We start from the raw sequence: 11,757 nt of genomic DNA, 5'->3' as shown, positions 1-11,757 counted from the left end.
CCTGACGTCTTTCCGAGGGAAACCCATGCGCCGCGCTCTGGCCGTACTGGCCGCTGTGCCTATGATCATGTTCGCCGCCGCGTGCGGCTCCGACGGCGCCCCCACCGCCACCGGCCCGGCCACCGCTTCGGCGTCCCCGGGCGCGTCGTCCGGGGTCAAGGTCGCGGGGAGCGTGGGCGCCAAGCCCACCGTGACGTTCCCCTCCGGCACGCCCGCGAAGACCTCGTCGTACGAGGTGATCCAGCCGGGCGCCGGCGACGGCGTCAAGGCCGGCGACCGGGTGATCGTTAACCTGACGGTCTACAACTGGGACGGCAAGGGCAACGCGGTCCAGGGCTCCTCCTACGACACCAAGGCGCCGGAGACGATCCAGGTCAACGAGCAGTTGCCGCAGGTGCTGCGGGAGGGCTTCACCAAGGTCAAGCACGGCGGCCGGCTGCTGGCCGTGCTCGCCAACGACTCCGTCGCCCAGCAGCAGGCCACGACGCCGGCCGAGCCGACCAAGGTGTTCGTGTTCGACGTCGTCGGCACCCAGCCGCCGCCGCTGAAGGCCGCCACCGGCAAGGAGACCGGCGACAGCATCAAGGGCGTCAAGGTGAGCAACCCGGGCGGCGACAAGGCGCCCACGCTGACCACGAAGACCGGCGAGAAGCCGCCGAAGGAGCTCGTCGTCAAGACGGTCATCCAGGGCACAGGACCGAAGGTCGCCGCCACGCAGACGCTGTCCGTGCACTACACGGGCAAGATCTGGGGCACCGACAAGCAGTTCGACTCCAGCTGGGAGCGGGGCCAGGCGGCCGAGTTCCCGCTCGCCCAGGTGATCCAGGGCTGGCAGAAGGGGCTGGCGGGCGTGCCCGTCGGCAGCCGCGTGGTGATGAGCATCCCGCCGGACCTCGGCTACGGCGACCAGGAGCAGCAGGGCATCCCGGCCAAGAGCACGCTGGTGTTCGTGGTGGACGTCCTCGCCGCCTACTGACGTAGCGCGGGGCACTCGCCGGGAGTCGCTGACGGGCGATCTCCCGGCGCGGTAGCATCGCCGGGCCCGGTGGCGCAGCGCCGCCGGGCCATCCGCGCTGGGAGGACCGATGCGCCGCCGTGCCGTGCCGCTGTCCCTGCTGCCGGCGCTGCTGCCGGTGCTGCTGCTGGCCGGTTGTACGGGCGGGGCGGCGGGGCCGCTGGACCTGAAGGTGGGCGGCACGTTCGGGGCGCGGCCGACGATCGTCTTCCCCGGCGGCAAGCCCGCCGCGGGCCTCCAGGTGGACGAGCTGGCCGCCGGCGACGGCGAACGGCTGGCCGCCGACGACGTGGCGATCGTCCAGTACACCGCGCACGTGTGGAACGGCAGGGACAACCGCCTGGTCGACTCCAGCTTCAACCGCGGCACCCCGGCCGCGTTCCCGGTGGGGCAGCTGCTCCCCGGGCTGGAACGGGCGCTGAGCGGCCGCAGGGTGGGCAGCAGGGTCATCGCCGCGATCCCGCCGGGCGACGGCTTCGGCGCCAACCCGCCCAAGGGCGTCGGCGCCGGTGACGAGCTGTTCTACGTCGTCGACATCCTCGGCGCCCACCACAAGGGCGCCTCGGTCAAGGCCCCCGCCGGGGCCCTGGCGGGAGTGCGGGCCGGTGGCGGGCCCCGGCCGGGGCTGGCGGTGCCCGTCACCGCGCCGCCGGGCGGGTTCGCGGCCAGGGTGCTGGCCAGGGGTGGCGGGCCCAGGGTGCGGGCGGGGCAGCTCGTCGTCACCCAGTACGAGGCCGCCGTCTGGGCCGGGCGGCGCGTCTTCGACACCACCTGGCCGGCGGGCCGGCCCAAGGCGTTCAAGCTCGGCGACGGCACCACCATCAAGGCATGGGACAAGGCGCTGGTCGGCGTGCCCGTGGGCAGCCGCGTCCTGATGATCGTCCCGCCCGCGTACGGGTACGGCCAGGCCGGGCATCCCGCGTACGGGATCAAGGGCTCCGACACGCTCGTCTTCGTCGTGGACGTGATCGCCGCCTACTGAGGCCGAGCCCGGGCCCCGAGTCACAGGGCCACCAAAAGCCCCCAGGGCCGCTCCAGCGCCACCAGAGGGCCGCTCCGGGGCCTTTGACGAGGGCGGGTGGCGGGCGGGCTCGTAGACTCCCGCTGTGAGTAGCGACGACCTCGAGGCGCTGGCCCTCCTGCACGACCCCGTCCGGCGCAGCCTGTACGCCGCCGTCACCACCGCAGGCGGCGACGTGGGCCGCGGTGAGGCCGCGCAGGCGGCGGGCGTGTCCAGGACGCTGGCCGGGCACCACCTCGACAAACTCGTCGAGGCCGGGCTGCTGGAGAGCGGCTTCCGTCAGCAGGAGAAGAAGGGGCCGGGCAGCGGCCGGCCGGCCAAGGTGTACCGCCGGGCCAGGGGCGAGCGGTCGGTGAGCGTGCCGCCGCGCGACTACGTCACCCTCGCCTCCGTCCTGGCCGAGGCGGTGGACGCGCTCGGCGCCGAAGAGCAGGCCGAGCGGGCGGCGCGCGCCGCGGGAACGAAGATCGCCGGGCGGCACCCCGGTGAGCGGGCCGAGAGTGTGCTGGAGCGGCGCGGCTACGAGCCGTACGCGGAGGGCGGGGTGGTGCGGCTGCGCAACTGCCCGTTCCACGCCCTGTCGGTGGAGCAGCCGCTGCTCGTGTGCTCCATGAACCTGGCTTTGTGCCAGGGGCTGCTCGAAGGGCTCGGCGACGACCCCGGCCGGGCCGAGCTGGATCCACGGCCGGGGGAGTGCTGCGTCTCTCTAAAACAAATAAGCGTTGACATAGAAGGCGGCTGAATGGTGTGCTGAGCCACATGCATCTCGCCCAGCTCAACATCGCCCATCTGCGCGCGCCCATCGACAGCGAGGAGCTCGCCGAGTTCGTCGCCCTGCTCGAACCCGTCAACGCCCTGGCCGACGAGGCCCCCGGCTTCGTGTGGCGGCTCAAGGAGAGCGAGAGCGACCCCACCGCGACCGTGACCCACGACTACGGGGACCTGCTGCTGGTCAACTTCTCGGTGTGGGAGTCGCTGGAGTCGCTGTGGAACTACGTCTACCGCAGCCCTCATCTGGGCGTGCTGCGCCGGCGCAGGGAGTGGTTCCTGCGCGCCGCGGAGCCGTACATGGTGATGTGGTGGGTCCCGGAGGGCACCGTCCCCTCGCTGGCGGAGGCGATGGAACGGCTCGAACGCCTCAAGACCGAAGGGCCAGGACCCGAGGCGTTCACGTTCAAGGACTCCTACGGCAGCATCGAGGCCGCCAGCCTGCCCGCCGCCGCCGAGGCCAGGAAGTAGGCCAGGTCCTCCTCCAGCCCCCTGCCCATCGTCGACAGCTTGACCGGCGACGCGCGTAGCGCCTCGTGCAGGCCGTCCACCGGCACCGAGACCAGGCGGTGCCGTACCGCCAGCAGCTCGGCCTGGTCCCTGACCCGCTCCCCGAACTCGCCCGCCAGCTCCGGCACCGGAACCTCGGCCGGCGTCAGCGCGACCCGGCCGTAGGCGGTCAGCGAGTGGTGCGAGACGCCGTAGTGGCGCTCGCGCAGGTCTCCCTCGCTGACCCGCAGCGCCGCCACAGGCCGCCCGAGCAGCACGCCGGCCGCGTTCACCGCCTCGCCCGCCGAGACGCCGGAGAAGCCCCACCGGGTGCCGGTGCCCAGGTTGCCCGGCCCCTGCGTGACGATCGCCACGTCGGCCTCCAGCACGTGCCTGGCCGCCAGCAGCCCGGTGTGGGCGGTGACCGCCTCCACGTCGCCGCCGAACGACTGGCCCACCGTCACCACGCCGGCCAGCCAGCCGATCTCGCGCAGCCTGGCCGCCGCCATCGAGAACCACACCGGCAGCGCCCCGCCGTCCAGCATCACGTACGCCACCCGCGTGCCCTGCCGCGCCTCGTACAGGCCGCACAGGATCGGGGCCAGCGCCGAGTGCAGATCCGCCACCACCACGGGCATGCCGTCCAGCGAGTCCGCCTCGCGCAACCTGGCATGATGCGGCGAATCCTGCTCGTCGGCGCCCAGCACCGTGGCCTGCAGCGGGGTGTACCTGGCCTTCACCAGGTGCCCGGGACCGTCGGGGTCTTGCGGCAAACGGTTCGGGACGGCCACCACCATGGCGTAACCTCCCGTACCGAGACCCATCGCGAGCGCGGTCGTGTTGAGCAGCACCTCGTCACCGGGTTCCGGGCGGCCCACCAGCGGCGGATAGGCCAGTGCCCGGCACTCCCCCTCGGGGACGGAGACGTCCAGCTCCACCGCTCCCGGCCACTCGCGTCGGATCCGTACGACCTCGCCCTTGCGCCATCTGATCACGGGGGCAGGGTAGCGTCGATGAAGGAGGAGTGAGGCAGATGTCGCGCCGGAAGACAGAACGGCTGCTCAATCTCGTGATCTGCCTGCTCGCCACGCGGCGCCCGCTGTCGGCCGAGCAGATCCGCCAAGCCGTCCCCGGATACGACCGCGACGGCGACGAGGCGTTCCAGCGCATGTTCGAGCGGGACAAGAACGAGTTGCGCGAGATCGGCATCCCGATCGACGTCGTGCGCGACCCGTGGGAGGACGAGCCGGGCTACCGGATCGAGCGGCAGTCGTACGAGCTGCCGGAGATCACCCTCGAACCCGACGAGGCCGCCGTGCTGGGCCTGGCCGCCCAGGTGTGGCAGCGCGCCAGCCTGGCCGAGGCCGCCTCGGGGGCGCTGCTGAAGCTGCGCGCCGGCGGCGTCTCCACCGACCAGCCCGTCGGCACCGGGGCGCTGGAGCTGCGCGTCGACACCCGCGACCCGGCCTTCCCCGCGCTGTGGGACGCCGTGCGCGACCGGCGCGTGGTCCGCTTCGACTACCGCGGCGCCGGCAGCGAGACCGTGCGCAGCCGCACCGTCGAGCCGTGGGGCGTGGTCAGCAGGCGCGGCCGCTGGTACCTCGCCGGGTTCGACCGCGACCGGGACGCCCCGCGCGCCTTCCGGCTCAGCCGCATCACCGGGCAGGTCGCCACCGTCGGCAGGCCGGGCGCGGTCGAGGTGCCCGAGGGCGTCGACCTGAAGGCCATGGTGGGCTTCCCGGACGAGCCGATGGAGGAGCGGGTGGCGGTCGTCCGCGTGCGCCAGGGGACGTGCGAGGGGCTGCGCCAGCTGTCCAGGGCCGTGCACGCGGGCGACGACGGATGGGACGAGGCCGAGCTGATCTTCTCCGACCCCGAACGGCTGGCCGGCTGGATGGCCAGCCTGGGCGCCGACGTCGAGGTGGTGGAGCCGCCGGACGCGCGCGAGGCCGTCATCTGCCGCCTGAAGGGGGCCGTGGCGTGACAAGAGTTGCAGGGGCGGCGGAACGGCCGGTCGAAGGGGGACACGGGGCAGTGGCGGAGGAGAACTCATGAGCGGGTCGGCCGACCGGCTGCCGCGGCTGCTGGCGCTGGTGCCGTACCTGATGTCCCACCCCGGGGCGCAGGTCGGCGAGGTGGCGGCGGTGTTCGGGCTGAGCGAGAAGCAGCTCATCGACGACCTGCAGCTCGTGTGGATGTGCGGGCTGCCCGGTCACACCCCCGGCGACCTCATCGACGTCTCCTGGGACGGCGGCGAGATCATCATCGACAACGCCGACACCATCGCCAGGCCGCTGCGGCTGGGCATCGACGAGGCCAGCGCGCTGCTGGTCGCCCTGCGCATGCTGGCCGCCTCGCCCGAGCTCGCCGAGGTGCCCGGCGACGCCCTGCCGCGCGTGACGGCCAAGCTGGAGCGGGCCGCGGGCGAGGGCGCGGCCACCGTCAGCAGCCAGGTCGCCGTGGACGTGGACGCCGCCCCCGACGCCCTGCCGCGCGTGCGCGAGGGGCTCACCAAGGGGCGCAGGCTGTCGCTGCGTTACTACGTGCCGGGCCGCGACGAGGTGACGCCGCGCGAGGTGGACCCCATGCGGGTCGTGGTCGTCGACGGCCGCGCCTACCTGGAGGGCTGGTGCTACCGGGCCGAGGCGATGCGGCTGTTCCGGCTCGACCGGGTGCTCGGCGTCGAGGTGCTGGACGTGCCCGCGGACCCGCCCGCCGGGGCCGAGCCCAGGGACGTCACCGACGGCGTCTTCCGGCCCTCGCCCACCGACGAGCTGGTGGAGCTGGAGCTGAGCGCCGCCGGGCGGTGGGTCGCCGAGTACTACCCGTGCGAGCAGGTCACCGAGCTGGGGGAGGGGCGGCTGCGGGTGGCGCTGCGGGTGCGCGACGAGGACTGGATCCTGCGGCTGGCGCTGCGGTTGGGCGACACCGGCCGGGTCGTCTCGCCGCCCGGCATGGCGCGGACCGTGCGCCGCGAGGCCGAGCGCGCCCTGGCCCTGTACGCTCACCGCCCATGACGTGGATCTATCTGGGGCCGGCGCTGGGGGTCGCCGGGCTGGCCGTGGTCGGGCTCGCGGGTGCTCGCGTCGTCGTGGCGGCACGTACTCTGAGAAGGGAAATCGCCGGGGCGAAGGCGCAGCTGGAGCCTGGGCGGGCCAGATTGACGGGCCGGGGGGATGAGACCACGCCCCAGGCAGCGTACGATCGTGGCTGAAACCGGCACTCGCTAGAAAAGGGACTTTCATGCCGAACCTCGGGGTTCCTGAACTTCTCATCATCCTGCTGGTCCTCGTCCTGCTGTTCGGCGCCAAGAAGCTGCCCGACATGGCGCGGGGCATCGGCCGCTCGTTGCGGATCTTCAAGGCCGAGACCGCCAAGCTGCGCGACGACGACGAAGAGACCCACACGGTCGAGGCCCAGGCGCAGGCTCCGGCCCAGCCGCAGCCGCCCCAGCCGCAGCCCGTGCAGCCGCAGCAGATCCAGGCCGCGCCGGCTCCCGTGCCGTCGGCCGAGGAGCAGGCCCGCCAGTTGGAGGAGCAGGCCGCCAAGCTGCGCGCCTCCGCCGCCGCGCAGGCCGACAAGCGCGCCTGACCCCACCCCTCCTCGTCACCTGGACTGCTGAGATGGCGTTGCTCAAACGGTCGAGCCAGCCCGCACCTGATCCCGAGGGCCGCATGCCCCTCATGGACCATCTGCGTGAGTTGCGCAACCGGCTGCTCATCGCGATCGCCGCCATCATCGTCGGCATCATCATCGGATGGATCTTCTTCGATCCGGTGTGGGAGGCGCTCAAGGCGCCTTACTGCGAGACCGCCCAGTCGCGTCAGCTCAACGGGCAGTGCAGCCTCACCTACAGCGGCATCTTCCAGTCCTTCTTCATCACGCTGAAGGTCTCGTTGATGATCGGGCTCGTGGTGGCCTCCCCGGTCTGGCTCTACCAGATCTGGGCGTTCGTGACCCCCGCGCTCTATCGCAGCGAGAAGCGTTACTCGATCGCGTTCCTGGCGCTGGCCGTCCCGCTGTTCGTGCTCGGGGCCGCTCTGGCCTACATCATCATGGACACCAGCCTCGGCATCCTGCTGGGGTTCTCGCTCGACGGCACCGTCGCCACCATCGGCATCGACGACTACCTCGACTACGTCCTGATCATGTTGATGATCTTCGGCGTCTCCTTCGAGCTGCCGTTGCTGCTGGTCTTCCTCAACTTCATCGGCGTGCTGTCGCACGGCACGGTGAAGAAGCACCGCCGCACGGTCATCTTCGTGATGTTCGTCTTCGGCGCCGTGATCACCCCCGGTGGCGATCCGCTGACGATGATGGCGCTGGCCGCGCCGATGATCATCCTCTACTTCGTGGCCGAGCTGGTCATGTACATACGCGAGCGCCGCGCACCCGCGACCGAGAACTTCTCCCACCTGTCCGACGACGAGGCGTCCCCGCTGGCCCAGGACGATCCGGAGCCCGCGGACGATCCCACGCCGCTCGACGAGGAGCCGCCCGGCACCGACAGGCGATAGGGAGCGGCAGGGGCATATCAGCCCGCTCCGGACATATCGGCCCGCGCCGCACACGATCGGGCATTCCTGGGCGATGACGTGCGCGACAGGGCATTCCCGATTCGTGCCGCAGGCGATAGGTTCCGGACGTGTCCCCTCAACTGGCTCTGCTGGTCAACCCCGCCGCCCGCGGCGGGCGTACGCTGCGCCTGCTCGAACCCGTGGCGCGCCGGCTGCGCGCCGGAGGGGCCGAGCTGTCGGTGATCGTCGGCGACGACGCCGCCGACGCCCTGGAGCGCGCCTGCACCGCCGTGTCCGAACGCCCCGACGCGCTCGTCGCCTTCGGCGGCGACGGCCTGGTGCATCTGGCCGTCCAGGCCGTGGCCGGCACCGACGTGCCGCTCGGCATCATCCCCGCGGGCACGGGCAACGACATCGCCTCCGCGCTCGGCCTGCACCGCGCCGACCCGATCGCCGCCGCCAGGACCGTGCTGCGGATGCGGACCCGGCAGGTGGACGCCGCGCACGTCCGCGCGGGAACGGCCGAGGAACTGTTCGCCGGGGTGGTGTGCTGCGGGTTCGACTCGCGCGTCAACGAGCGGGCCAACCGGCTGACCTGGCCGCCGGGGATGGCGCGCTACCTGGTGGCGATGGCGGGGGAGCTGCGCTCGTTCCGGCCGATCCCGTTCCGGGTCACGTTCGACGGCGACGAGGTGGTCGAGCGGGAGGCCATGCTGGTCGCGGTGGCCAACACGCACTCGTACGGGGCCGGGATGCGCGTCTGCCCCGACGCGAGCCCCCACGACGGGCTGCTGGACGTGGCGATGATCGGGGCGATGTCCAAGCGGGAGTTCCTGCGCGTGTTCCCCGGCGTCTACCGGGGGACGCACGTGACCCATCCGGCCGTGTCGATCCGGCGGGTGCGCGGCGTGCGGGTGGAGGTGGACTCACCCGGCGAGGACGTGGTCGCCTACGCCGATGGCGAACGGGTGGGCGCGGTACCGCTGGAGTGTGCGGTGCGACCTGGGGCGTTGCGCGTCATCGTATGAAATCTACAATGTAAAGGCGTCGGCCGGACCGCGTTCGGACCCGGCGGGAACAGGGCGGGACGGACCGGAAAGGCGATTTCGGTAGGCTGACGGGTATGACAACGCCAGCGGAACGCTACGCGGCCTTCCGTCAGACACACGGGGACGACGGGGCCGCTCTCAGATCGTTCCGAGGTCTCTACGACTTCGCTCTGGACGACTTCCAGCTGGACGCCTGCCGGGCCCTCGAGGCGGGCGACGGAGTGCTGGTGGCCGCGCCGACGGGGTCGGGCAAGACGGTCGTCGGCGAGTTCGCCGTCCACCTCGCCCTGGAGCAGGGCCGCAAGTGCTTCTACACCACCCCCATCAAGGCGTTGTCCAACCAGAAGTACAACGACCTGGTCAAACGCTACGGCACCGGCAAGGTCGGCCTGCTGACCGGCGACAACAGCGTCAACGGCGAGGCGCCCATCGTGGTCATGACCACGGAGGTGCTGCGCAACATGCTCTACGCCGGCTCGGCGACGCTGGCCGGGCTGGGGTTCGCCGTGATGGACGAGGTCCACTACCTGGCCGACCGCTTCCGCGGCGCGGTGTGGGAAGAGGTCATCATCCACCTGCCCGAGTCGGTCCGGCTGGTGGCGCTGTCGGCGACGGTGAGCAACGCCGAGGAGTTCGGCGAGTGGATGGGCGAGGTGCGCGGCGACACGACGGTGATCGTCGACGAGCACCGGCCGGTGCCGCTGTGGCAGCACATGATGGTCGGCAACCGTATCTATGACCTGTTCGTCAGCGACGACCTGACGCCGCGGATCAACCCCACACTGATGCGGGTGACGCGTGACGCCGAGCGGCTGACGTCGGGGCGGGGCCGGCGCGGTTACGGCAGGCCGCAGCGCTCGCGCCCGCCGGACCGGGTGCAGGTGATCGAGAAGCTGGACTCCGAGGGGCTGCTGCCGGCGATCACGTTCATCTTCTCGCGGGCCGGTTGTCAGGCGGCGGTGCAGCAGTGCCTGTACGCCGGCATCCGGCTCACCACCGACCGGGAGCGGCACGAGATCAGGCAGCTCGTCGACGAGCGCACGGCTCACCTGCCGGACGAGGACCTGGCGGTGCTGGGTTATCTGGAGTGGCGCGACTGCCTGGAGCGGGGGCTGGCGGCGCACCACGCGGGCATGCTGCCGGCCTTCAAGGAGGTCGTGGAGGAGCTGTTCACGCGCGGGCTGGTCAAGGCCGTGTTCGCGACGGAGACGCTGGCGCTGGGCATCAACATGCCGGCGCGCAGCGTGGTGATCGAGAAGCTGGACAAGTGGAACGGCGAGACGCACGCCGACCTGACGCCGGGCGAGTACACCCAGCTGACCGGGCGGGCCGGGCGGCGCGGTATCGACGTCGAGGGTCACGCGGTGGTGCTGTGGCAGCCGGGCATGGATCCGCTGTCGGTGGCGGGGCTGGCGGGCACGCGTACGTATCCGTTGCGGTCGAGTTTCCAGCCGTCGTACAACATGGCGGTCAACCTCGTCGGGCAGTTCGGGCGGGAGCGGGCCAGGACGCTGCTGGAGGAGTCGTTCGCGCAGTTCCAGGCCGATCGGGCGGTCGTGGGGCTGGCCAAGCAGCTGCGCAAGCACGAGGAGGCCCTGGAGGGCTACCAGGAGGCCATGACGTGCCATCTGGGCGACTTCCCGGAATACGCGGCGCTGCGCCGCCGGCTGTCGGACCGGGAGGCGGAGCTGTCGCGTCAGCGCGGGGCGGCCCGGCGGGCCGCGGCGGTGAAGTCGCTGGAGGCGTTGCAGCCCGGTGACGTGATCCGGGTGCCGGGCGGGCGCAGGGCGGGGCTGGCGATCGTGCTCGATCCCGGCCGCAATCCGCGCGGGACCGGGCCGAGCCCGCTGGTGCTGACGATCGGCAAGCAGATCAAAAAGCTCGACCCGGCGGACTTCCCGGTGCCGGTGGAGCCGCTGGAGAAGCTGCGCATCCCGAAGAACTTCAACGGCCGCTCGCCGAAGGAGCGCGCCAACCTGGTCTCGACGCTGCTGGCCAAGCTCGGTGACCGCGACCTGGGCAAGCCGGTCAGGGCGCGTGACCACACGGTGGAGGACGACGAGGTCAACGAGCTGCGCCGGCGCATCAGGCAGCATCCGTGCCACGGGTGCGACGAGCGGGAGGACCACGCGCGCTGGGCCGAGCGCTACTACAAGCTGCTGCGTGAGACCGAGGGGCTGCGCCGCCGGGTGGAGGGCCGTTCGCACGTCATCTCCCGTACGTTCGACCGCATCTGCTCGGTGCTGGAGCAGCTCGGTTACCTGGAGGAGGAGGCGGTCACCGACGAAGGCCGCCGGCTGGGGCGCCTCTACACCGAGCTGGACCTGCTGACCGCCGAGAGCCTGCGCAACGGCCTGTGGGAGGAGCTCGACCCGGCGGAGCTGGCGGCGTGCGTGTCGGCGCTGGTGTTCGAGTCGCGGGCCTCCGACGACACCCGCCGGCCGAAGATCCCGGCGGGGCGGGCGCAGGACGCGCTGTCGGCGATGATCCGGCTGTGGGGGGAGCTGGAGGGCATCGAGTCCGACCACGGGCTGTCCACGATCAGGGAGCCGGATCTGGGGTTCGCGTGGGCGGCGTTCCGCTGGACGAAGGGTCACACGCTGGACGCGGTGCTGATGGACGGGATCAACGGCAACGAGCTGGCGGCCGGTGACTTCGTGCGCTGGGTGAAGCAGCTGATGGACCTGCTCGGGCAGCTCGGCAACGCGGCGCCTCCCGGGAGCAAGATCAAGCAGACGGCGATCAAGGCGGTGGACGCGATGCGGCGCGGCGTGGTGGCGTACTCGTCGCTGACCTGATCCGACCTGAGCTGACCTGGCGTCGGCGACGGACGCCCCTGGGAACTGTTTCCCAGGGGCGTCTTTTGCTTTTCCGTGGTGTTCGGTTGGTTCTTTTACC

At 71.8% G+C, this 11,757-nt stretch carries 12 protein-coding genes; 11 read left to right on the top strand and 1 reads right to left on the bottom strand.

All coding sequences use genetic code 11. From position 1 onward, the window contains the following. Nucleotides 1–25 precede the first annotated feature (25 nt). The 4 genes from AB0C27_RS36575 to AB0C27_RS36560 all read left to right on the top strand — a co-directional run bounded on the left by AB0C27_RS36575 (nucleotide 26) and on the right by AB0C27_RS36560 (nucleotide 3,275). A complete protein-coding gene (locus tag AB0C27_RS36575; protein ID WP_357853891.1) occupies nucleotides 26–976 on the top strand; it encodes an FKBP-type peptidyl-prolyl cis-trans isomerase in 951 nt (316 codons plus the stop codon). Between the two features lie 109 nt (nucleotides 977–1,085). Continuing rightward, a complete protein-coding gene (locus AB0C27_RS36570) occupies nucleotides 1,086–1,997 on the top strand; it encodes an FKBP-type peptidyl-prolyl cis-trans isomerase (protein WP_357853889.1) in 912 nt (303 codons plus the stop codon). A 124-nt stretch (nucleotides 1,998–2,121) separates the two neighbouring features. Beyond that, nucleotides 2,122–2,778 carry a helix-turn-helix domain-containing protein gene (locus tag AB0C27_RS36565; RefSeq protein WP_357853885.1) on the top strand — a complete coding sequence of 219 codons (657 nt, stop codon included), beginning with the start codon at nucleotides 2,122–2,124 and terminating at the stop codon, nucleotides 2,776–2,778. 17 nt (nucleotides 2,779–2,795) lie between these two features. Continuing rightward, entirely contained in the window at nucleotides 2,796–3,275 is a 480-nt protein-coding gene (locus AB0C27_RS36560) for a DUF3291 domain-containing protein (RefSeq protein WP_357853882.1), read from the top strand. Here AB0C27_RS36560 and AB0C27_RS36555 read toward each other — a convergent pair. After that, nucleotides 3,221–4,288: a DUF3866 family protein gene (locus AB0C27_RS36555; RefSeq protein WP_357853879.1), complete on the bottom strand. Its 1,068-nt coding sequence runs from the start codon at nucleotides 4,286–4,288 to the stop codon at nucleotides 3,221–3,223. The two genes, AB0C27_RS36560 and AB0C27_RS36555, sit on opposite strands and share 55 nt — an antisense overlap. 38 nt (nucleotides 4,289–4,326) lie before the next feature. Here AB0C27_RS36555 and AB0C27_RS36550 point away from each other — a divergent pair, with 38 nt between their 5' ends. From AB0C27_RS36550 to AB0C27_RS36520, 7 genes are all read left to right on the top strand, one after another. Next, nucleotides 4,327–5,277 (top strand): WYL domain-containing protein, encoded by a 951-nt coding sequence (locus AB0C27_RS36550; RefSeq protein WP_357853876.1) that lies wholly within the window; start codon nucleotides 4,327–4,329, stop codon nucleotides 5,275–5,277. A gap of 67 nt (nucleotides 5,278–5,344) precedes the next feature. Further along, the gene (locus AB0C27_RS36545) at nucleotides 5,345–6,310 is read left to right on the top strand and encodes a WYL domain-containing protein (protein ID WP_346104885.1); all 966 of its coding nucleotides are present in this window, start codon (nucleotides 5,345–5,347) and stop codon (nucleotides 6,308–6,310) included. Then, a complete protein-coding gene (locus tag AB0C27_RS36540) occupies nucleotides 6,307–6,507 on the top strand; it encodes a hypothetical protein (protein ID WP_357853873.1) in 201 nt (66 codons plus the stop codon). Before AB0C27_RS36545 ends, AB0C27_RS36540 begins: the two co-directional genes overlap by 4 nt. Nucleotides 6,508–6,536: 29 nt before the next feature. Then, nucleotides 6,537–6,884, top strand: coding sequence for a Sec-independent protein translocase subunit TatA (gene tatA, locus AB0C27_RS36535; RefSeq protein ID WP_357853870.1), 348 nt, complete (start codon nucleotides 6,537–6,539; stop codon nucleotides 6,882–6,884). 92 nt (nucleotides 6,885–6,976) lie between these two features. Beyond that, on the top strand, nucleotides 6,977–7,810 hold the full coding sequence (gene tatC / locus AB0C27_RS36530) for a twin-arginine translocase subunit TatC (protein ID WP_357853867.1): 834 nt from the start codon (nucleotides 6,977–6,979) through the stop codon (nucleotides 7,808–7,810). 128 nt (nucleotides 7,811–7,938) lie between these two features. Next, nucleotides 7,939–8,838, top strand: a complete 900-nt coding sequence (locus tag AB0C27_RS36525; RefSeq protein WP_357853864.1) for a YegS/Rv2252/BmrU family lipid kinase — start codon at nucleotides 7,939–7,941, stop codon at nucleotides 8,836–8,838. A 95-nt stretch (nucleotides 8,839–8,933) separates the two neighbouring features. Next, entirely contained in the window at nucleotides 8,934–11,657 is a 2,724-nt protein-coding gene (locus tag AB0C27_RS36520; RefSeq protein ID WP_357853860.1) for a DEAD/DEAH box helicase, read from the top strand. Nucleotides 11,658–11,757 lie beyond the last annotated feature (100 nt).

The organism is Nonomuraea sp. NPDC048882 (genome assembly GCF_040649755.1).
GTDB classification, from domain to species: Bacteria; Actinomycetota; Actinomycetes; order Streptosporangiales; family Streptosporangiaceae; genus Nonomuraea; species Nonomuraea maheshkhaliensis.
Note: the sequence above shows the minus strand (reverse complement) of the source record. Positions and strands in the feature narration are given on the sequence as shown.

What these genes read in the sequence shown, in the direction of transcription:
- AB0C27_RS36575 (WP_357853891.1), top strand. Translation starts at nt 26, where the DNA reads ATGCGCCGCGCTCTGGCCGTACTGGCCGCTGTGCCTATGATCATGTTC.
- AB0C27_RS36570 (WP_357853889.1), top strand. Translation starts at nt 1,086, where the DNA reads ATGCGCCGCCGTGCCGTGCCGCTGTCCCTGCTGCCGGCGCTGCTGCCG.
- AB0C27_RS36560 (WP_357853882.1), top strand. Translation starts at nt 2,796, where the DNA reads ATGCATCTCGCCCAGCTCAACATCGCCCATCTGCGCGCGCCCATCGAC.
- AB0C27_RS36550 (WP_357853876.1), top strand. Translation starts at nt 4,327, where the DNA reads ATGTCGCGCCGGAAGACAGAACGGCTGCTCAATCTCGTGATCTGCCTG.
- AB0C27_RS36545 (WP_346104885.1), top strand. Translation starts at nt 5,345, where the DNA reads ATGAGCGGGTCGGCCGACCGGCTGCCGCGGCTGCTGGCGCTGGTGCCG.
- AB0C27_RS36540 (WP_357853873.1), top strand. Translation starts at nt 6,307, where the DNA reads ATGACGTGGATCTATCTGGGGCCGGCGCTGGGGGTCGCCGGGCTGGCC.
- tatA (WP_357853870.1), top strand. Translation starts at nt 6,537, where the DNA reads ATGCCGAACCTCGGGGTTCCTGAACTTCTCATCATCCTGCTGGTCCTC.
- tatC (WP_357853867.1), top strand. Translation starts at nt 6,977, where the DNA reads ATGGACCATCTGCGTGAGTTGCGCAACCGGCTGCTCATCGCGATCGCC.
- AB0C27_RS36520 (WP_357853860.1), top strand. Translation starts at nt 8,934, where the DNA reads ATGACAACGCCAGCGGAACGCTACGCGGCCTTCCGTCAGACACACGGG.